At 40.0% G+C, this 21,085-nt stretch carries 15 protein-coding genes and 1 tRNA gene; 10 read left to right on the forward strand and 6 right to left on the reverse strand.

All coding sequences use genetic code 11. The annotated features are described in order from the left end of the window. Positions 1 to 166: 166 nt before the first annotated feature. Positions 167 to 2,350: a hypothetical protein gene (locus PL8927_RS10780; RefSeq protein ID WP_083621047.1), complete on the reverse strand. Its 2,184-nt coding sequence runs from the start codon at positions 2,348 to 2,350 to the stop codon at positions 167 to 169. 156 nt (positions 2,351 to 2,506) lie between these two features. Between PL8927_RS10780 and PL8927_RS10785 the strand changes: the two genes are divergently transcribed. The 3 genes from PL8927_RS10785 (at position 2,507) to PL8927_RS10795 (ending at position 5,845) form a co-directional block, all read left to right on the forward strand. Continuing rightward, the gene (locus PL8927_RS10785; RefSeq protein WP_083621050.1) at positions 2,507 to 3,913 is read left to right on the forward strand and encodes a proton extrusion protein PcxA; all 1,407 of its coding nucleotides are present in this window, start codon (positions 2,507 to 2,509) and stop codon (positions 3,911 to 3,913) included. 102 nt (positions 3,914 to 4,015) lie between these two features. Beyond that, entirely contained in the window at positions 4,016 to 5,026 is a 1,011-nt protein-coding gene (locus PL8927_RS10790; RefSeq protein ID WP_083621055.1) for an NAD-dependent epimerase/dehydratase family protein, read from the forward strand. 6 nt (positions 5,027 to 5,032) lie between these two features. Continuing rightward, positions 5,033 to 5,845, forward strand: a complete 813-nt coding sequence (locus PL8927_RS10795; protein ID WP_083621058.1) for an MBL fold metallo-hydrolase — start codon at positions 5,033 to 5,035, stop codon at positions 5,843 to 5,845. Between the two features lie 27 nt (positions 5,846 to 5,872). Here the strand turns inward: PL8927_RS10795 and PL8927_RS10800 are convergent, their stop codons facing one another. Beyond that, the gene (locus PL8927_RS10800) at positions 5,873 to 7,996 is read right to left on the reverse strand and encodes a PAS domain S-box protein (RefSeq protein ID WP_231505982.1); all 2,124 of its coding nucleotides are present in this window, start codon (positions 7,994 to 7,996) and stop codon (positions 5,873 to 5,875) included. Positions 7,997 to 8,391: 395 nt separating this feature from the next. Continuing rightward, complete coding sequence (locus tag PL8927_RS10805; RefSeq protein ID WP_083621061.1) at positions 8,392 to 10,197, reverse strand: ShlB/FhaC/HecB family hemolysin secretion/activation protein; 1,806 nt, start codon at positions 10,195 to 10,197, stop codon at positions 8,392 to 8,394. Positions 10,198 to 10,479: 282 nt separating this feature from the next. Here PL8927_RS10805 and PL8927_RS10810 point away from each other — a divergent pair, with 282 nt between their 5' ends. Together PL8927_RS10810 and PL8927_RS10815 are read left to right on the forward strand one after the other, a co-directional pair. Next, positions 10,480 to 10,818 carry a 2Fe-2S iron-sulfur cluster-binding protein gene (locus PL8927_RS10810; RefSeq protein WP_083621063.1) on the forward strand — a complete coding sequence of 113 codons (339 nt, stop codon included), beginning with the start codon at positions 10,480 to 10,482 and terminating at the stop codon, positions 10,816 to 10,818. A gap of 53 nt (positions 10,819 to 10,871) precedes the next feature. Continuing rightward, positions 10,872 to 11,303 carry a hypothetical protein gene (locus PL8927_RS10815; RefSeq protein ID WP_083621065.1) on the forward strand — a complete coding sequence of 144 codons (432 nt, stop codon included), beginning with the start codon at positions 10,872 to 10,874 and terminating at the stop codon, positions 11,301 to 11,303. A 31-nt stretch (positions 11,304 to 11,334) separates the two neighbouring features. Here PL8927_RS10815 and PL8927_RS10820 read toward each other — a convergent pair. After that, a tRNA-Leu gene (locus PL8927_RS10820) sits at positions 11,335 to 11,415 on the reverse strand. 266 nt (positions 11,416 to 11,681) lie between these two features. Between PL8927_RS10820 and accC the strand changes: the two genes are divergently transcribed. The 3 genes from accC to PL8927_RS10835 all read left to right on the forward strand — a co-directional run bounded on the left by accC (position 11,682) and on the right by PL8927_RS10835 (position 18,554). After that, the gene (accC, locus tag PL8927_RS10825; protein ID WP_083621067.1) at positions 11,682 to 13,034 is read left to right on the forward strand and encodes an acetyl-CoA carboxylase biotin carboxylase subunit; all 1,353 of its coding nucleotides are present in this window, start codon (positions 11,682 to 11,684) and stop codon (positions 13,032 to 13,034) included. Between the two features lie 266 nt (positions 13,035 to 13,300). Continuing rightward, positions 13,301 to 17,284 (forward strand): magnesium chelatase subunit H, encoded by a 3,984-nt coding sequence (locus tag PL8927_RS10830; protein ID WP_083621070.1) that lies wholly within the window; start codon positions 13,301 to 13,303, stop codon positions 17,282 to 17,284. Between the two features lie 238 nt (positions 17,285 to 17,522). After that, the gene (locus PL8927_RS10835) at positions 17,523 to 18,554 is read left to right on the forward strand and encodes a DNA-methyltransferase (protein WP_083621072.1); all 1,032 of its coding nucleotides are present in this window, start codon (positions 17,523 to 17,525) and stop codon (positions 18,552 to 18,554) included. 5 nt (positions 18,555 to 18,559) lie between these two features. Here PL8927_RS10835 and PL8927_RS10840 read toward each other — a convergent pair whose 3' ends face one another. Beyond that, a complete protein-coding gene (locus tag PL8927_RS10840) occupies positions 18,560 to 19,558 on the reverse strand; it encodes a BstXI family restriction endonuclease (RefSeq protein ID WP_083621074.1) in 999 nt (332 codons plus the stop codon). Next, positions 19,551 to 19,802: a helix-turn-helix domain-containing protein gene (locus tag PL8927_RS10845; protein ID WP_083621079.1), complete on the reverse strand. Its 252-nt coding sequence runs from the start codon at positions 19,800 to 19,802 to the stop codon at positions 19,551 to 19,553. The genes PL8927_RS10840 and PL8927_RS10845 overlap by 8 nt, the downstream gene beginning before the upstream one ends. Before the next feature lie 421 nt (positions 19,803 to 20,223). Between PL8927_RS10845 and PL8927_RS10850 the strand changes: the two genes are divergently transcribed. Both PL8927_RS10850 and PL8927_RS10855 read left to right on the forward strand, forming a co-directional pair. After that, positions 20,224 to 20,673: a hypothetical protein gene (locus PL8927_RS10850; protein WP_083621081.1), complete on the forward strand. Its 450-nt coding sequence runs from the start codon at positions 20,224 to 20,226 to the stop codon at positions 20,671 to 20,673. After that, on the forward strand, positions 20,648 to 21,070 hold the full coding sequence (locus PL8927_RS10855; protein ID WP_083621084.1) for a hypothetical protein: 423 nt from the start codon (positions 20,648 to 20,650) through the stop codon (positions 21,068 to 21,070). The genes PL8927_RS10850 and PL8927_RS10855 overlap by 26 nt, the downstream gene beginning before the upstream one ends. Positions 21,071 to 21,085: the final 15 nt, after the last annotated feature.

Raw genomic sequence — 21,085 nt, forward strand, 5'->3', positions numbered from 1 at the left:
TTTTGCATTCAAAATAATAAAGAACTTAGAAAATAAAGAAAACACGTTAAAACTTGCATTTTATTGATTTCAAGTTCTTAGATTAGATTGTCAGTTGTTAACTCAAAACTAATTACGGGTAGCCACCCGCCCAAGCACGTCTCTACACTGAATAACTGATAACTGATTACTGATTACTGATAACTGATAACTGACCCAGTGGGCCGAGTTGTTCTTGGCCATTAACCGCTAAATCACTGTGACAGAGAATTAAACGATCGCTGACCCGACTTAACAAATCTACAATAATACGACGTAATCGTTGTAGATCAGCCGACCTTGCATTTTCCTCTGTCCAAGGATGATGCTGTTGTTCGGTCAAAAACAACGGCGCTCCCCACAGAATACTCGCTCCCCCACTTAACCACAAGGGAGATCCCACATCCAGCCAAAAGTGCCAACGATGAGAAGCTCGACTCGCCCGATATTGGAAAATCGTTCCTAATGTTACCCCCGCAGGTTTAACCCCTAAACTCGATACAGGATAGGGATTAGCGGTAACAACACCCCGTCGTAATAACTGAATAAACTGACCTACTTGTTCTGAGGTGTTGACAGCCGTTTGCACCTGTAAACGATTCTGAACATCCCAATAGTGAATTGCGGTTTCCATTAACTCGCGTAAGACCGATAGTTGATCGTTTCTTAGGGTGCAATCGCGGATTAAAAATTGCTGAATTCCCCGGTCTAACAACACGACTGGACTTGCTAATAGCCGTTGTTGATAATGTTCTCGTTGAACTTCAACCCACTGCAAAATCTGATTATAGGCGAACGTTGCTTGATATCCCAACCGATCCCAACGGGGAAACGCCGTCACCGGAAGTAACCGAGGATTCTCTAAATCAGGAACAAAACAATGATCCGCTAACAGACCTGCGCGTACCGGGTCAATCATAGGTGTTGACGGTTGACACCCCCCCTTGCCCCCCGTGTACGGGGGGTTGGGGGGGACTGTTCCCTGTTCCCTGTGCCCTGTTCCCTGATAACTAAGGGTAACGAGCATTTCTGCGATCGCATCTCGATGGATCAGATGACCATTACCCGGATAAATTAGAGCCATTAAGGTTAATAATGCTCGAATCAGGGGAGAACTAACTAAGGGGCGTTGTTCGGTGCTCGACTCAACAGCAATTCCCGCATGGTTAAGGAGTTCGCGGAGGGTATAACGGGCGATCGCATCTAAACCCGGAGCAATCACCGCAATTTCATCGGGCTGGACTTGACCAGTTTTAACCCCTGCGATGATCTGTTCGGCGGTTTGTCGCAGTAAGTCGGATCGTGATATCGTTTGAATCGATTGAATATTAGCGGAAAACAACAGAGAATCGGGAAAAGTGAGGGCACTCTCAAATACTAAATCCAAAATCGGTTGAGCCAGGTATTTCCCTAAACCCTTTTGTTCGTCTAACGCTTCGAGACGACAGTGCTTTTGCAATGAGGCGAGAGCGTTAGGGTCAGCCCCTAACCCCAAACGAACAGCCCCATTTGGATTGTAGGTAAATGCAGCCATTTTTCCCTGCTCCAGAAAGAACTCAAACAAGTGGCGGGCGATGGCGGGATATTCATCCACATCATCTGCTAAAACCACTGGATATCGACGCAGTAAGTGTTTTTGATAAATGGGATGATACAGTAGATGTTGACCATAGAGGTCGGCAATGATTCCATAAGTCAGTAACCCCCGTTCTAAGCACCAATTCCTCCACTGTTGCAGCCAAAGACATAAGGAGTTATAAAGGGTTTCAGACTCGTTGAGGGGGGTAAATCCTTGCTCTAAAATCTGGGGAATATCTTCTATCGACGTTCCGCTCAAGGCTGCGAGTTGCAGAATATCCAGAATTTGGCGTACCATGCGATTAACGCTAATCCCTGGACGTCTGAGATTACTGATTTCCAGATCACGACTCCAAAGTTCCAGAGCAAGTTCCTGTTCTGTTTCGGGACGTAACCGCAGGGGAAATTGTGCTTTTAAGCCTAACTTTTCCACTAATAACGGCCAAAATAGAATCACTTCATCTTGAAAAAAGCCTAAAGGGGTTGTGGAGTAAAAAGAATATTGTCCCTGGGGTGTAGTCGTTAAACGTTCGACTAAGGCGATTCGGTTATCTCCATTGGCGGCAAAAATCAGGGTGGTGGTAGCCACAGGTTGAGGATTTAACTGGCGTTGTCGCTTTTTGTTTCGGGGTTGGGGGGGGTTAGGAAGTGTAGCCAATAAGGGTGTCCACTCACAAAATAATTCAATGAGGCGAGTGGTTTTACCACTTCGGGAACCTCCAGTAATCCATAAAGCAGGAGATAGCACAACAATCTGCGTGAAATTTGTTAAGATGCCTCGTACATTGTACCTTTGTCAGTTGATGACTGTTAACTGTTGACTGTTGACTGTTGACTGTTGACGGATTACTATTCTCTATTCTCTGTTCCCTGTTCCCTGTTCCCTGTTCCCTGTTCCCTGATTACTGATATGACCGCTTATAACTCCAATTTATTCAAACGATTTGTTGGGAATGTCAATCAATGGTTTCGTGATACACCAGAACGGGCTTTAGATCAAGCTTATGATGCAGCCTTGAAAATTCGCTCCCTTGAAAATGAGCATTTTCAGGGGGAAAAAATTGCGCCCGAATCTCATCCTGAATATAGCGATCGCGTCATTACTTATTTTAATTCTGAACTCAAAAAATATCTTAAAATTATTCAGGCTCGATTAATGGTATTTAATGCGAGTCGTTCCGTTTTGGGATGGTCAGAACAAATTCATCCTTCCTCAACTCTCGACAGTGAAACGGAACATAAAATTGAAAATAATGGCTCCTTACCTGACCCTAAAATAGTTTCTATTATTTGTGAAAAACTAGATTATATTGATGCGGTAATTGCTCGGTACAAACCCCTGCACTCGACGGAATTTTCTGTAGCTTTAATGAATGCTCCTACTGAGCAATCTCTATCGCTACGCGACACCGTGATCAATAAAGATTTAAAGGTTGTTAATACTTCTAAAACTAACAAATCTTTGAGCAATCCTATACCGAGTTCGGGAAAACCGATTAAACAGGATTTAACGACCCAGCCTTCCCCCAGTGTTTTACCTCGAACTCTGTTGAAAACATTAACTCGTATTCAACAGGAACTTAGACCCGGATCAGAATTAGAAATTATAGAAGCCCATCGAAAAACTAAAATTAAAACCCTTGTTTCTATTCGATTTGTTTTATTGTTAATTTTAATTCCTTTACTCACTCAACAATTAACCAAAAATTTTTTAGTGGGGCCAATTGTAGATCGGGTGTTTACAGATCAGCAACAAACTCCTATTTTTCTGAATGTTAATATGGAGGAGGAAGCTTTTATCGAATTACAGCATTATGAAGAACGGTTGAAATTTAAAACCTTAATTGGTCAAGCTCCTTCCCTAACGCCAGAAGAACTAGAACAAAAATTAAAGGAAAAAGCTAAAGAATTAGCAGATAACTATAAAGTAGATAGCAGTAATGCTATCAAAAATGTTTTTGCTGATATTATCGCGGTTTTTATGTTTTGTTTTGTTTTGGTTTCTAACCGTAACGAAGTGGATATTCTTAAATCGTTTATGGGGGATTTAATTTATGGGTTGAGTGATAGTGCTAAAGCATTTATCATTATTTTGTCTACCGATATGTTCGTGGGATTTCACTCTCCTCACGGTTGGGAAGTTATATTAGAAAGTACCGCGCGACATTTTGGACTTCCTGAAAATCGTGATTTCAACTTCCTATTTATTGCGACCTTTCCTGTTATTTTAGATGCGGTGTTTAAATATTGGATTTTCCGTTATCTCAACCGCAGTTCACCTTCTGCTGTTTCTACTTACAAAACGATGAATGAATAAATGAAGGTAGGGTATAAGCGAATAGAATAGAGATGGTAAAATAATTTAGGGCTAATTTTTTTGATGTTTTTATAATTTAATTGATTCTACACAATTTTAATTATGAAAAAGGTTTTAGTCACGGGTGGAACTGGATTTTTAGGTCAGAAATTAGCGTTGAAATTGCATTCTTTAGGTCAAGATGTCACGATTTTAGGTCGTAACTTAATAATAGGCGATCGCTTACAACAATTAGGACTAAAATTTTTACCCATTGATATTACAAATTCTGAGGAAATATTATCAACTATTTCAGGACAGGAGGAGGTGTTTCATTGTGCCGCGTTATCCTCTCCTTGGGGACGAGAGGAGGAGTTTTATAAAACTAATGTGATCGGAACTCGTAATATTATTAAAGGCTGTTTAACTCATCGAGTCAGACGTTTAATTTATGTTTCAACTTCGGCGGTTTATTTTAATTTAACCCATCGGTTTAATCTTAAAGAAACCGATAATTTAGCTCAAAATCCCATCCATCCTTATATTAAAACAAAGCAATTAGCAGAACAGGAAATTAATCGAGGGTTTCAACAGGGTTTACCTGTAATTTCAATTCGTCCGCGTGGAATTTTTGGCTCTGGTGATACGGTAGTTTTTCCTCGACTATTAAAAGTGAGTGAAACAACGGGAATTCCCTTAATTAATCGGGGAAAAGCCATACTAGATATGACTTATATTGATAATGTTGTGGATGGCTTATTGTTGTGTCAAACTGCACCCGATCAGGTATTAGGAGAATATTTTAATATTACCAATGGAGAACCCACAGAATTGTTTGATTTATTACAAATATTATCAGAAAAATTGAATATTTCCTTAAAATTCAAACCCTTACCCTACCCGATCGCATACACTTTAGCAACGGGGATGGAATGGATCTATCAATCTTTTTTACCCGGTCGAGAACCTGCTTTAACGCGCTATACTTTGGGATTATTAGCCTTTAGTCAAACTTTGGATATCACATCGGCTAAGGTGAAGTTGGGGTATAAACCTCGAATTTCAATTGCACAGGGGTTAGATGAGTTTGTTAGACATTGGAAACATCCGCTAAAGCACAACAACGAACAATAACGAAATATGGTAGAAATTACGTTTTTGAAGGCGGGATATTGTACACACCCTGAAGCGATGGTACTTCCTGGGAGCAGTTGGAAATCGATGGTTTTTCCGGCGTTATTTGCTTTAATTGATCATCCGATGGGGTTGATTTTATTTGATACAGGATATTCCGAACGATTTTATCAAGAAACACAGCATTTACCCCAAAAGCTTTATGCTTGGTTGACTCCCGTTTATTTAGAACCTCAAGAAAGTGCAATTTATCAACTGAAACTATTAGGAATTCAACCCAAGGATATCAAATATATTATTATTTCTCATTTTCATGCGGATCATATTGGGGGATTAAAAGATTTTCCTAAAGCAGAATTTATTTGTTTTCAGTCGGGTTATAATGCGATTAAAAATAAACAGGGTTTGAGTGCGTTAAAAGCGGGTTTTTTAGCGGGTTTAATGCCAGAGAATTTTGAAGATCTGGTAATTTTTGTTGAAAATAGTAATAAGATAAAATTACCGAATAATTTTGCCCCTTTTGACCAGGGGTTTGATTTATTCGGAGATGGTCGTTTAATTGCAATTGAATTACCGGGTCATGCGGTCGGACAACTGGGTTTATATTTAACGGATAATAGCGGACAACAGTATTTTTTAATTGCGGATGCTTGTTGGTTGAGTCGTGCGTATCAAGAATTAATTTATCCTCAACGAATTGCCGATTTATTGTTTGCAGACAAAAGAGCCTATCGACAGACATTAAAAAAAATTAATCAGTTATATCGAAATAATCCTGATCTTAAAATTGTTCCCTCCCATAGTTCTATTAAGGATTAATATTAAGTAGGATGCTGACACTGCTGTCTAACTGTTTAACGGAATTTCAATTAAAAACTCAGTTCCTACTCCTAATGTAGAAAAACACTGGAGTTCTCCCCGATGTTTATCCGTGACTAAATGATAGGCGAGGGATAATCCTAAACCTGTTCCTTTTCCCTGTAATTGGGGGGTAATAAACGGATCAAAAATACCTTGGCGTTCTGGATCTGACATTCCAATTCCATTATCAGAAATAGAGATAGCAACGGTATTTTTCTCCTGTAAATAGGTACGAATTTTAATCTGAGGTTGATCCGTTAAATCTCCCTTAGAACTGGTGGCTTCTAAACGATCAATTGTATAGGTTAGTAAATTCATAAACACTTGATTCAGTTGTCCGGCATAGCACTCTACTTTGGGTAAAACACTATACTCTTTAATCAGGGTAATACTCGGTCGTCCGGCTTTAGCTTGGAGACGATTTTGTAAGATTAAGATCGTACTATCTAAGCCTTCATGAATATCAACATATTTCATTTGAGATTCGTCTAAACGAGTGAAATGACGCAGCGATCGCACGACATCTCGAATTCGTTCTGCTCCCACTTTCATCGACTCTAACATCCGAGGTAAATCCTGTTTTAAAAAGTTTAAATTTACCTCTTCCATCTCATCGGCAATTTCAGGAACAACTTGAGGATAATACTGTTGATATAACCCCAATAAATTAATTAAATCCTCAATATAATTTTTGGCATGGGAAATATTTCCCGAAATAAAATTAACCGGATTATTAATTTCATGGGCAATTCCCGCCACTAACTGCCCCAAACTTGACATTTTTTCCGTTTGAATCAGTTGGGTTTGAGTGCGTTGAAGCTGAGTTAAAAGTTCTTCTAACTCGGCTCGTCGTTTGGCTTCTTGTCCTTCACTTTGGCGTAAAGCCTGTTCCATTTGTTGGCGTTCAGTAATATCTAATCCCACAAACACCGCCGCCGATCCGCGATGATATTTTTGAGCCACAATTAAATAAGTGTAAGGAACTCCTCGAACATTGGCGGTAATTTCTCTCGAACTTTTCCAAGTCTCTTCGGCAAAAAATTCATAGACAAATTCATTAAATTTGGGGCTATTTTGGAGAAATCCCACTTCTTTCCCTAAAAATTCTTCCGCCGGAACATTGTAAGAATTGGCTAAATGACGATTTACCCCTAAATATTTCAAATCCGAACTAATCCAAGAAACTAACCCCGGTACTGCATTTAATACGGCTTCTAATTGATCCTTTGAGGCTAAAACCGCAGAGGACGTTGCTTTTCGATCAGAAATATCATAAGCAAAACCACAAATTAAAGGTAAACAGGGAACACAAGCCGCGCCGAATTCTGTGGGAATAGTTAACCCCGGTTCACCAGACTGTAATTCCAAATAATTAATTTTAAAATCAACCGGGAAAATTGAACCGGATTTTTTTTGATGACGGGATTCAAACGTTAATGCTCCAGTTTGTTTTAATTCTTGGCAATATTCTTGCCAAACCACAGGGGTTAAATCTCGATCAATATCATGAATATTCAGTTTTAGCAATTCACTTTGAGTATAACCCAACATCCGACAGGCAGATTGATTGACATAACAAAACCGACCGTCTAAAGTCATCCAAAAAATGGCATCTGTTGCCTGATCAAACGCGATTTGAGTCAGTTGTAACCTTTCTTGTAACTGTTTTTGAGAGGTAATGACTTCAATGGCTAAAATTAATCCGCCGATGGTTCCTGATGCCGTTTGCCAAGGTTGAACCGTCCATTTACTCCATTCTATTAAACCATTCGCTAGAGGTTGGGAGGTTTCGAGTTCCCACCGAGATAATTTTCCAGCTAAACAATATTGAGCATTTTGATACCAAATTTCGGGTAAATTCGGAAACCATTGTTGATGGGAACAACCGATTAAATTAGGCTGTCCTGCACCATATTCCTGTTGCCATTGACGGGATACTGCTAAATACTGAAGTTGGGGGTCAACCATTGCCATCGCTGTCGGTAAATATTCGACAAAATGACGGAAATAATCTTCCTCGCCTGTTGCAGAAACAGGGGAAGAAATCAACTCACCTGGGGGGTCAGGAGGGTTAAAAATTGTAGTGGGTTGAATTTGCCTTTTGTTCACGGTTTGGCACTCCCTCAGTCAAAATTGGGTCAAGAACACTGATCCATTTGTCAATACAAGATGGAAGACATTGATTTCAGAAATAGAGTTTAAAATGAAAGATTAACCCGGTGAGGGGTGTTACCCTCCATTGTATGATTAATTACACCCCTTTGTCTATAAATCCTCTTGGCTTACCCTCATAATTCCCTGAAATCAGGGCAGCTTACACAATTAATAAATTTTTTTTCTAAATTAATTGTGATCTCTGATACTGAAACTTAAATTAATCATTAATGTAATGTAACTCATGTTCAATAGAGATTTCCTCTATCGGGAGTTAAGTCAAGTATTATTAACAAAAATTAAAGCTTCATCGTCGGGTAAGAGGGGGCTAAAGCCCTGACTACAGGGGATCAGAACGGACTCCAATTCAGTAAAAAATAAATCCCTTGTTCCTGTAAGCTGCGATCGCTGGACTCTATTTGAATTAACGGTATACCCCAGTCGATGCGTGCGGTTAGGCGATCGCCATATTGCCACCTTAATCCTAACCCAACTGACAATAAGGTGCGATCGGGTAATTCCAATTCTCCCGGTACGTTCCAAGCTTGACCAAAATCCATAAAGGGTGTGAGTTGTAAGACTCCCAAACCATTTCGGGTGCGAAGCAGGGGATAACGCAATTCTGCGGAGGCAAAAATCACGTTATCGCGTAACAAGACATCTTGACGATAGCCGCGCACACTCTCCTCCCCTCCCAGTCCCATTTGTTCTAAGGGGAGTAATTCTTGGTTTGTGAGTTGAACATCAGACCGCAGTAAAAACAGGGTATCGGGTGCTAATAACCGTACCCATTGCGCTTGACCTCGCCAAGCAAAATATTGACTATCGGGTTGATCGGAACTCAGGGTTGCATCTAAAAGTCCGACCCCAAAACTTAATTGCGATCGCACCGCAAACACTTGTTTTGGCCCCTGATTGGTGTATTCTTGAGAAAACCTCAAAATTGAAAGCCGCGTTTTCCCGTCCTCCTCTGCGCCTCTGGACAGGGGAAAACCCACCCCTAAAATACTGGTATCACTTTCCCGACGCGCAAAGGTTAATCCTAATGCGAGTTCTTCTGTTGGTGTTTGAATAATGGGTTGACGAAATCGCAATTCATAAGTCCGACTATTAGCTTTAATATCTAAATCGTCGAAAGGAGGTTCTACAATTCGACTATTTGTAGAGTTAAAATAAAGTCCTAATGTTGTATTGCGAGAGGTAATCGGAAACGTATATAAAACATCAACAATATTACTGCCCTGAGTATTACTATAGGACAGATTTAATTGATCGCCCTGTCCGAATAAATTCCCTTCGCTGACTTCAATTCCCCGTTCCCAGGAACCCACCGTCGGAGAACGATTATTATCTGTAAATAGATTAACATCAAAAGTTTTTGCTGTCTTAAAGGTAATATTGAGAATACTTTCACCCGGCTCAGTTCCTGTTGCTAATTCCGCAGAAATCGTTTCTACAACTGGGTCAAGTTGTAGTAATTGCAAGGCTCGTAAAAGACGTTGTTGATTAAACGGTTGACGAGTAACTAATTCTAATCGACTTTTAACATAGTTGGGGTTTAAACGTCCCTTTCCCTGAATATTAATTTGAGAGATTTTTCCTTCTAAAATTGAAAGGGTAACAATTCCATTGGTTAAAGTTTGCGGAGGAATTAACGCACCCGAAGTAATATAACCCTGATCAATATATAAATTTGTCACCGCCGAACGCGCTTGTAATAATTCGGTAAAGGTAATCGGATGACCGACAAACGGTTGTGTAATTTCAGCTAATTTTTGATCGCTAAAAACCGTATTTCCTTCAAATTCAAACCGTTCAATGGTAATAGTATTTGGAGTGTCAGGAAGTTGTTCTGGAGTTATCGGTAGAGGCGCCGATGGCGGAAGCAAAGGTTCTGGGGGAGGTAACGGGGGAGAAAGTTGGGGTTCTGGGAGTGAAGGTTGAGGAGGAATCGGTATAATTAAAGGTTCGGGAGGCAAAGATTCAGGAATTTGAGTTTGCACAGGAGAATTGACTTCAGCCAAGGCAGAATTTACTTGTAAAATTAGGATGAAAAATTGAGAATAGACGAAAAAACACACCAACAATTTCAGATGGAATTTAAGCTGATAAAAAGAGGGATTTTTTATCCAATGGAAATATAAAAAAGATGGCATAAAAAAATATAGAAATCCGGTATTACTCTAGTTTTAGAACAAAAGGGAGCAAGAATACGAAAACATTCAGAGCATGAATATTACGTCAACAGTTAACCCCCGTGTAGTCCTATTGATTTCTCTATTCAATGCAGTTAATCTAAATCCTGATTGTTATCCATTTTTAACTTTTGCAACAAATTAAGATCATAATTGTTGATTATTTTGTTTAAAGAGTCTTCTTCTTCTCTTATAATCAGGAATTAGGCTACTCCTGAACAGCAATTGAGTCAAATCTTTACTATGACGGTTTATCAAGTCCGCTTAATCAATGAATCTCAAGGTTTAGATTGTACCATTGCGGTTCCTGATGATCAATATATTCTCGATATTGCAGAAGACAATGGAATTCGTCTACCATCAGGATGTAAACAAGGAGATTGTTCGGTCTGCGTCGCCAAACTCCTCAACGGTCAAGTTGATCAAAGTGAACAAAAATTTCTCCGTCCTGCGGAAATTGCTATCGGGTATACTGTAACCTGTGTTGCTTATCCGCGTTCAGATTGTACTCTCTATACCCATCAAGAACAAGTTTTATATCAATCGTCTCTCTATCATCAACCGAATTCAGATGGTTTTTAATCCCTTGATTTCTCCCTAAATTAACTGTTAATACTCAACTCTTTTTGATTAACATGGATCGTTTTTTATACGAAAAATCTATTTCTTATCAAGGGCATTTAATTATTCCCTTTGTTCGAGTAACGGTGAGTGATAAAAAAATTTATTCTTATATTTTATTATCCCAATTAGGACATAAAGGAAAATACCACAAATCTGAAAATCCAGCCGATCTCTATTGTAGTCAACTCGAAAAAATTATCGAAATTGCCCAGGATCATTTAGATCAATATTCCGATACTGTTCCCAAATCAGATTATTTTCAATATCGATACACCTATCAAAATGATTTAATTGTGATTTATCAAGAAGCCGGAAAATATTTTTACGACCATTATAAACCCTATAGTTTAAATAATGTTGCCGCCCCTAAACTTTTCCCCTCAGAACAAGACTGTATTAACTGGGTCAAAGCCGGATTAGATCGTTCTGGTACAATCAGTTAGTAGAAATGTACTCCCCGTTAAGCTGTTAAAATGCGGATGGCGAGACTCGAACTCGCAAGGGAGACCCACACGCCCCTCAAACGTGCGCGTATACCAATTCCGCCACATCCGCTTCTAAACACTGCGTTTAATTTCGCAGCTAATTTACTAATATAGCACAGCTTCCTCAAAATGTCACCCCCCTTGACAATTTTTTTCTAAACCCCCAAATGATCACGGATTTAGAGGGATTTCACGGATTTCACGGATTTGTAGGGCCGGGTTAACGTCAACCGTCAACCGCCAACATCTAACACCCTCTTTTCGTGATGACCAAAATCCTTTATCCTAACTAATGGTGAACAGCAACAGCAATAGCAATAGCAATAGCAACAAAAGATGCGATTCTCAAAAATCTTAATTGCCAATCGAGGGGAAATAGCCTTACGGATTCTTCGCACCTGCGAGGAGATGGGCATTGCGACGGTTGCTGTTCATTCAACGGTAGATCGCACGGCCCTCCATGTCCAACTGGCCGATGAAGCCGTTTGTATCGGGGAACCCAGCAGCAGTAAAAGCTATTTGAATATTCCCAATATTATCGCCGCAGCCCTGACTCGCAACGCCACAGCCCTTCATCCCGGCTATGGGTTTTTATCCGAAAATGCCCGATTTGCGGAAATTTGCGCCGATCATGAGATTGCCTTTATTGGCCCCACACCCAGCGCAATTCGGTCAATGGGAGACAAATCAACGGCCAAAGAAACCATGCAGCGTGTCGGGGTTCCTACTGTCCCCGGTAGTGATGGACTCGTGACCGACGAAAAGGAAGCCCTGCAACTGGCCCAAAAAATTGGTTATCCGGTGATTATTAAAGCCACGGCGGGTGGTGGGGGTCGGGGAATGCGGTTAGTCCGGGAAGATAAAGAGCTTCCTAAACTATTTGCCGCCGCCCAAGGGGAAGCCGAAGCCGCCTTTGGAAATCCGGGGGTTTATTTAGAGAAATTTATTGAACGTCCTCGCCATATTGAAATTCAGATTTTAGCTGATAATTATGGCAATGTGATTTACTTGGGAGAACGGGATTGTTCGATTCAACGACGTCACCAAAAACTATTAGAAGAAGCACCCAGTCCGGTGATGACTCCCAAACTTCGGCAAAAAATGGGAATGGCGGCCGTAAAAGCGGCGAAATCTATTAATTATACTGGGGCGGGAACGATTGAATTTTTAGTTGATCAGTCGGGAAATTTCTATTTTATGGAAATGAATACTCGGATTCAAGTTGAACATCCGGTTACGGAAATGATCACCGGATTAGATTTAATTGCTGAACAAATTCGCATCGCCCAAGGAGAAAAATTATCCTTAACTCAAGATAAAGTTCAACTGCGGGGTCATTCTATAGAATGTCGGATTAATGCTGAAGATCCTGACCATAATTTCCGCCCCCACCCCGGACGAATTAGTGGCTATTTACCCCCCGGAGGAAATGGGGTGAGAGTTGATTCTCATGTCTATACAGACTATGAAATTCCTCCTTATTATGATTCTTTAATTGGTAAATTAATTGTTTGGGGGCCAGACCGTCCAACGGCTATTCTCAAGATGAAGCGCGCTTTAAGAGAGTTTGCAATTACTGGAGTTCCCACAACTATCGGATTCCATCAAAGAATTCTTGAAACTCCCGAATTTTTACGAGGAGAAATTTATACTAATTTTGTTGAACAAATGATGAAACGAGGAGACTGAACTTCCCCCACTAACCTGACGGGTGGAAGTTAGGACTGCTATCACCCAGTTATTAAAAATAATTCTTAATAAGAACGATGGCTCAAAAGTCAAGTAATGTAAAAAATGATGTCGATTTTCTTGTCGAATTATTGCAAAAGGGGGACAAATTTGCCCAGAATGCCCTTTTTCTGGTAACAATACTCAAAGGTAAGCCCTGATGATCTGGCAATGCCCATCGCCAATCACTTTAAGAGAGAGCAGACAAAAAAGGAACAAATTAAGATATGTTTACTTATGTAAAACCCACGATTAGACACATCAAGCCAGATGACCTGAACGGGCGACAACTGATGAAAGTCGTCTATGTGGTGTTAGAAGCGCAATATCAAAGCGCCTTATCGGCAGCAGTGGAGTCGATTAACAAAAATAACCCTAATGTGGCGATCGAAATTAGCGGTTATTTGATCGAGGAGTTACGTTCTCCCGAAAACTACGAAAGTTTTAAACAAGATTTATCAAAGGCTAATATTTTCATAGCCTCCCTGATTTTTATTGAAGATTTAGCGGATAAACTCGTTGAAGCCGTGACCCCCTATCGGGATACACTAGATGTGGCGGTCGTCTTCCCCTCCATGCCTCAAGTCATGCGCCTGAATAAAATGGGGACGTTTTCGATGGCGCAACTGGGACAAAGCAAAAGTGCGATCGCCCAGTTCATGAAAAAACGGAAAGAACAGTCTGGGGGGTCTTTCCAAGATGCGATGCTGAAGTTGCTGCAAACTTTGCCCAAAGTCCTGAAATACCTGCCAATGGACAAGGCTCAGGATGCCCGCAACTTTATGTTATCCTTCCAATATTGGTTAGGGGGTTCTTCCGAAAACTTGGAAAACTTCTTGCTGATGTTAGGCTCAAAATATGTGTTTACGGGTAAAGAAAAACTGCAATTTGCTGACCCCGTAACCTATCCCGATATGGGAATATGGCATCCCCTCGCGCCGAAAATGTTCGAGGATGCGACCGAATATTTTCACTGGTATAATAGCCGCGACGATATTTCCGACGACCCCAAAGATCCCCTCGCTCCCTGTGTGGGGTTAGTCCTGCAACGGACGCACCTGGTAACAGGAGATGATGCCCATTATGTGGCGATGATACAGGAACTTGAAGCATTAGGGGCGCGAGTTTTACCTGTGTTTTCAGGCGGGTTAGACTTTTCTAAACCCATTGATGAGTATTTCTGGGATAACCCCCCGAAAGGTATTCAACCCCAAACTATTGTGGATACTATTGTGTCGTTAACGGGTTTTGCCTTAGTGGGTGGCCCCGCTCGACAAGATCACCCGAAGGCGATAGACTCGTTAAAACGGTTAAACCGTCCCTATATGGTGGCGTTGCCTTTAGTTTTCCAAACCACTGAAGAATGGGAAGAAAGCGATTTAGGGTTACATCCGATCCAAGTGGCGCTGCAAATTGCTATTCCTGAACTTGATGGCGCTATTGAACCGATTATTATCTCAGGACGGGATGGAACAACGGGGAAAGCGATCGCACTGCAAGATAGAATTGAAGCGATCGCCCAACGATCCTTAAAATGGGCAAATTTGCGGAAAAAACCGAAATTAGCCAAAAAAGTGGCTATCACCGTCTTTAGCTTCCCCCCAGATAAAGGAAACATCGGGACGGCGGCTTATTTGGATGTGTTCGGGTCAATTTATGAAGTGTTGAAAGCCTTAAAAGGTAATGGCTATGACGTTCAAGACGTGCCCGACTCCGCCGAGAAACTGATGCAGGAAGTTATTCACGACGCCACGGCCCAATATCAAAGCCCAGAACTGAATATTGCCTATCGGATGTCTGTGAGCGAATATGAACGGTTAACCCCCTATTCTGAGCGCTTAAATGAAAATTGGGGGCCACCACCGGGAACCTTGAACACCGATGGCGAGAATTTGTTAGTCTTCGGAAAACAGTTCGGAAATGTGTTTATCGGCGTTCAACCCACCTTCGGCTATGAAGGCGACCCGATGCGGTTGTTGTTCTCCCGGTCAGCGAGTCCCCATCATGGCTTCGCTGCCTACTATACCTATTTAGAACAAGTCTGGCAAGCGGACGCGGTATTACACTTCGGCACGCACGGATCATTAGAATTCATGCCGGGTAAACAAATGGGAATGTCGGGAGAATGCTACCCCGATAATTTAATTGGTAGTATTCCCAACCTATATTACTACGCCGCCAATAACCCCAGCGAAGCGACTATTGCCAAACGGCGCAGTTATGCCGCGACAATTTCTTATTTAACTCCGGCAGCAGAAAACGCTGGGTTATATAAAGGATTGCAAGAACTCAACGAGTTAATTGCCTCTTATCAAAGCCTAAAAGATAGCGGTCGGGGCGTGGCTATTGTTAACAGCATTATGGATAAGTGTCGCTTGGTGAATTTAGACCAAGATGTCACCCTCCCGGAAACAGATGCTTCTGAGTTAACCCCCGAAGACCGAGATCAGATTGTTGGACAGGTTTATCGGCGGTTAATGGAAATTGAGTCGCGGTTGTTACCTTGTGGTTTGCACCTTATTGGTAAACCCCCCACGGCCGAAGAAGCGATTTCAACTCTGGTAAATATCGCCAGTATTGATCGGGAGGAAGAAAATCTTCTCAGCTTACCCCGAATTATTGCCAATAGCCTTAACCGCGATCTTGAGGAACTCTACTCTAACAATAACCTAGGGGTATTAGCGGATGTGGAGTTATTACAGAAAATCACCGAAGCTTGCCGCGCCGCCGTTATCGCCTTAGTTAACGAACAAACCGACGCCGAAGGACGGGTTTCCTTAGTCTCCAAACTCAACTTCTTCAATATGGGTAAAAAAGAACCCTGGATTGAAGCACTGCATGAGTTCGGTTTCACCAAAGTTGACCCCGAACCCATTAAACCGTTATTTGAGTATTTGGAATTTTGCTTACAACAGATTTGCGCCGATAACGAGTTGGGTTCCTTGCTGCGAGCCTTAGAAGGAGAATACATCATCCCAGGGCCAGGTGGTGACCCCATCCGTAACCCCGATGTGTTACCGACGGGCAAAAATATGCACGCCCTCGATCCCCAGTCTATTCCCACCGCAGCCGCCGTCAAATCCGCCCAAATCGTCGTAGAACGGCTGTTAGAACGGCAAAAGGTCGAAAATGGTGGAAATTACCCGGAAACCATCTCCGTAGTCCTCTGGGGAACCGATAACATCAAAACCTATGGGGAGTCCCTAGCCCAAGTGATGTGGATGGTGGGGGTTAAACCTGTTCCCGATGCGTTAGGACGGGTGAATAAGTTGGAGTTAATTTCTTTAGAAGAATTGGGACGACCTCGAATTGATGTCGTGATCAACTGTTCTGGGGTGTTCCGCGACTTATTTATTAACCAAATGGCGCTATTAGATAAAGCGGTGAAAATGGCAGCCGAATCTGATGAACCGTTGGAAATGAATTTTGTTCGTAAACACGCGATAGAACAGGCGAAAGAGTTAGGAGTATCGGTAAGACAAGCTGCAACACGGGTGTTTAGTAATGCGTCAGGTTCCTATTCTTCTAATGTGAATTTGGCGGTTGAAAATAGTAGTTGGGAACAGGAATCTGAGTTACAGGAAATGTATTTGAAACGCAAATCTTTTGCTTTCAATTCTGATAATCCGGGGACAATGGAACAGGATCGAAATATATTTGAGTCGGCGTTAAAAACCGCAGATGTGACATTTCAAAACTTAGATTCTTCGGAAATTAGTTTAACGGATGTCTCCCATTATTTCGATTCTGACCCGACGAAATTAATTTCCAGTTTACGCAAGGATGGCAAAAAACCGACGTCTTATATTGCGGATACAACAACAGCTAATGCACAGGTGCGGACGTTATCGGAAACGGTGCGTTTGGATGCACGGACTAAACTTCTAAACCCGAAATGGTATGAAGGAATGTTATCTCATGGGTATGAAGGGGTGCGGGAACTTTCTAAGCGCCTTGTTAATACAATGGGATGGAGTGCAACGGCGGGTGCTGTGGATAATTGGGTTTATGAGGATGTGAATGAAACGTTTATTGAAGATGCAGAAATGCAGAAACGTTTGATGAACTTAAATCCTCATTCTTTCCGTAAGATTATTAGCACGTTGTTAGAGGTTAATGGTCGCGGCTATTGGGAAACTAGCGAGGAGAATTTAGATCGTCTGCGGGAGTTATACCAAGAAGTTGAAGACCGTATTGAAGGGATTGAATAAAACCCTTTAAAATCCCCATTTCCCTCGGTACAGATGTTGTATGCAATATCTTTATCGGGGGGATATAATTTTTAATGAGGATATCATTTGAACCCATTGAGAGAAAGAATATGGAATCATCAGTTAAAAATAGTTAGTTATTAGAGACGAAACCATTGTTTATTTTGATATTTTTTAATGTGTTATAATAAGATTTAGCTATTACAATCAATATTTAATATTAATCAATTATTTACTAATGAGTATTTACTTCAAAACTCCAGAAATCACTTTATATCAAGGAGACTGTTTAGAAGTCTTATCATTACTTCCTGAAGAATCAGTAAATCTGATTGTTACCGATCCTCCTTACCACTCAACCAAAAAAGCTAATATCACTGGCGACAGAAATTTTAAGACTGATGAAGAATATCTAGCTTGGTTAGAGTCAATAACTGAACAATGGCAGCGAATATTAGCTCCCAATGGTTCTATTTATTGTTTTACTTCTTCTAAAATGGCAGCCCAAGTAGAGGTAATGTTAAGCAAAAAATTCAATATTTTAGCTTCAATCACTTGGACTAAACCTAATGATCCAGGTTATGATGGATGGAAGCAAAAAACAAAAAAAGAAAGTTTACGAAGTTGGTATTTACACTCGGAACGGATTATTTTTGCTGAAGCAACTTCTAAAGAAAACCCAAAACTATCAGCATTTAGCTTTTTATTAAAAAAGACTCGTTTAGCAACAGGATTATCTACAATTGAACTCACAGAGGCTATAGGAGAATACGGTAGTGTTAATCATGGTGGTGCTGTATCAAATTGGGAAACAGGTAGGAATATTCCCAATTGTGAACAATATGAAAAACTAAAATCTGTGTTTTCTAAATACGCTCCTGAAGTTCCACAACTCCCTGATTATGAAAAAATTATTAGACCTTTCTTTGTTAATTCTGATATTCTTTACACAGATATTTGGGATTTTAAAACGGTTAAACCTTATACCGGTAAGCACCCTGCTGAAAAACCTTTAGATCTAATTAAACATATTATTAATACAAGCTCTTATCCTAATGATATCATTTTGGATTGTTTTGCGGGTTCTGGTGTAGTTGGTCAAGCTGCTAAAATTCTTGGTAGAAAAGCAATCTTGGTAGAAATTGAAGAAAATTTGTGTGAAAAGATATCCCAAAGATGTTCCACCTCTGCTCATCAATTACCAAAAGCGCAGCCTAAAAATTTTGACTGGAAACAAGAACCCTTATTTCAATCCTTACTTAAAAGCTAGTAAAGTTAATTTTGCATTAATTCAATTTTTCTTCCATTATTACGGAGAATTTCTTCCATCCATGATAGTGTTCGTTCAATTCCCCAATCTCTTGCGGCTGCATTGCAATGATGATGACCCCAACCCAAATTATAAGAACAATGGTTGTATTCTCCTGCTCTCAGTTCTCTAATATGAAATAAATTTGCTGTAGTTACTGTTAAATCTGGAACATTTCTACCTTCTGCTTGTTCTACACGAGAAGCTAGTTCTTGAGCTAAAATAGGCTTTAAACATAATGGACAAATAGCACGTTGTTGGCTATCTATTATTCTATGTTCTTCAAGAAGTTTTAAGTCAGCAACACCGAGATCCTCGCACTCCTTGTCTATTTTCTGTTTGCATTCATCAGGATTTTCTATTCCTTCATCGCGAGCTATATCCATAATTCCTTCAGTTCGCCATGCCAGAAAAGATAATTGATATCTTGTGGCTTTTATTTCTTCAGATGAAGCATATTCATACACTCTAATTCCTGCACCTTGACCACCGCTATTACTATCAATGTATCCTTGTCTGATGAAGGAATCATCTTGACTGGTGGTATCTGGTACACGAGCTACATACTTCCCACCTAATGGTGATTTCCTTGATGTTGCTGACTGCCAATCTTTATATTGATTTGGATTATATGAGTTCCATTGTTGTCTAGTTTCATAATATACTAATAAATTCTCTCCTATAGTCAAATTATTGGGTAAACTGGAACTGGCTGATGGTGGAGTATCAGAAAAGTAGTTTTCTGGATCAGCTATAACAATATAACCGTTCTCAAATCCTTTATCTGGGAAAGCAATTCCTAGTGTCCATGAACTAAGAGGGATTATAACTGTATTATTTCGGTTAACACGATTCTGATAAATTGTATCCTTTTCTGCACCTCTAGTTTGACCAGTCTTCTCTACTTTTCTTGCAATTGCAGCAGGTAAGCCTAATTTATAGCTGATCTTACTTTTTTTAGACATAATCGCCCCTATCTACCCCATAGTTAGCAAAAAGAGCAGAAACAGATATATTAAGCGCATCGGCTAACTTTTCAATATTTTCTAAGGATGGGTTGCGCTCACCTCTTTCGATACTGGAAATATAGGTACGATGAAGACCCGACAGTTCAGATAATTTCTCCTGAGAAATATCTAACTCTCTTCTACGTCGCCTGATTGCTTTACCAAAGCGCGTTTTAATATCTTTTTGATTTTGTTGCTCCAAAATTTAATTATTTCAGACTTAAATAATTTGATCTACAGACTATATATAAACTTTTGAATAGTATAAGTCTACATTAAATAAGTTTCAAAATGAATACTATGAGTATCAATTTGGGCGAACCTAGAAATGAGGAATCCCTATTCCCCTGGGTAGAAACGTGGTATATCATATCTTTACCGAGGGGATATAATTGTTGTTTAGGATATCATTTCAACCCATTGGTCGGTTCAGTCAATAATTGAAAAAGTATTATTTAACATGGACTATTATGAGATTCCATAGAAGATTAATCAGCCGAATCATCTCCACCACATATAAAATATCGATAATTTATGTAAATAGTTTTTCTAAATATGATATAATAGTAAGGTTTAGATAGTGCGATCGCTAACTCTGCTGAATTTGAAAGAGGATAGATGAGATGACCGTCATCGATCAAGAACAGGTAATTACAAGCCTTAAATCAGTAACTCAAGACATTTCAGTCTATGGAGAGGATTTTTTAGGCTTTTATCAATTTATTTTTAATAGTATTCATCAAGCCCAGGACAAATTAGAGCAGTTAGAAGGTTTGGATTTAATTGTGATTGAAGATTTATATCAAGATTATGAAAAAATTTCTGACCAAAATTTAGTTTTGCAAAAGAAAGAACGAGAAGTATTACAAGTGTTGAGTTTGGGAGATTTTCAACAAGATGCTGAAATCACAGAGGTATTATCAGAAATCTTAGCTGATTTTTTACTAGAGTATTTACTGATTCCAATTTTGAATAATATTAATTATGAACAATTTTTATCCCAATCCAGTTATTATCAGAAATTATTCAAAAATGGGGTAACAGTTTATGAAGCAAAAAGACGCTTATATTGAAATTGCACAACGATATATTCAAACTGCCAAGCAACATCAATCTTTGTCAATTAATACCCAAGAAGTTATCGGTTTTCTAACTTATCATGGGTTTGAATCTATTGCTGTTGCTGTGATTGTTCATTATAAAAGTAGCGTTCCGCTTAATCATGAAACGAAGTTAAGAATGTTTTTAGCATTCTGTAAAAAACATTTATCTAATTCAGTGAATCTTAAACTGATTGCGGCTTTAATTATTCGCTTAGAAAAGAATGGGTATAGAAGTAAGTTTCTCTATCCTGAGTTAATTGATGAAAATAACTTTAAATCTCCTCAACATCAAATCACGTTAACAGAAGCAGGGTTACTGGTTAAAGATGTGGAACGAGTGATTAATCAGATCCTGAGTTCAATTTAGTATTTTATGTTATTA

Source organism: Planktothrix serta PCC 8927 (assembly GCF_900010725.2).
In the GTDB taxonomy this organism is placed as follows: domain Bacteria; phylum Cyanobacteriota; class Cyanobacteriia; order Cyanobacteriales; family Microcoleaceae; genus Planktothrix; species Planktothrix serta.

What these genes read in the sequence shown, in the direction of transcription:
- PL8927_RS10785 (WP_083621050.1), top strand. Translation starts at nt 2,507, where the DNA reads ATGACCGCTTATAACTCCAATTTATTCAAACGATTTGTTGGGAATGTC.
- PL8927_RS10790 (WP_083621055.1), top strand. Translation starts at nt 4,016, where the DNA reads ATGAAAAAGGTTTTAGTCACGGGTGGAACTGGATTTTTAGGTCAGAAA.
- PL8927_RS10795 (WP_083621058.1), top strand. Translation starts at nt 5,033, where the DNA reads ATGGTAGAAATTACGTTTTTGAAGGCGGGATATTGTACACACCCTGAA.
- PL8927_RS10805 (WP_083621061.1), bottom strand. Translation starts at nt 10,197, where the DNA reads ATGCCATCTTTTTTATATTTCCATTGGATAAAAAATCCCTCTTTTTAT.
- PL8927_RS10810 (WP_083621063.1), top strand. Translation starts at nt 10,480, where the DNA reads ATGACGGTTTATCAAGTCCGCTTAATCAATGAATCTCAAGGTTTAGAT.
- PL8927_RS10815 (WP_083621065.1), top strand. Translation starts at nt 10,872, where the DNA reads ATGGATCGTTTTTTATACGAAAAATCTATTTCTTATCAAGGGCATTTA.
- accC (WP_083621067.1), top strand. Translation starts at nt 11,682, where the DNA reads ATGCGATTCTCAAAAATCTTAATTGCCAATCGAGGGGAAATAGCCTTA.
- PL8927_RS10830 (WP_083621070.1), top strand. Translation starts at nt 13,301, where the DNA reads ATGTTTACTTATGTAAAACCCACGATTAGACACATCAAGCCAGATGAC.
- PL8927_RS10835 (WP_083621072.1), top strand. Translation starts at nt 17,523, where the DNA reads ATGAGTATTTACTTCAAAACTCCAGAAATCACTTTATATCAAGGAGAC.
- PL8927_RS10840 (WP_083621074.1), bottom strand. Translation starts at nt 19,558, where the DNA reads ATGTCTAAAAAAAGTAAGATCAGCTATAAATTAGGCTTACCTGCTGCA.
- PL8927_RS10850 (WP_083621081.1), top strand. Translation starts at nt 20,224, where the DNA reads ATGACCGTCATCGATCAAGAACAGGTAATTACAAGCCTTAAATCAGTA.
- PL8927_RS10855 (WP_083621084.1), top strand. Translation starts at nt 20,648, where the DNA reads ATGAAGCAAAAAGACGCTTATATTGAAATTGCACAACGATATATTCAA.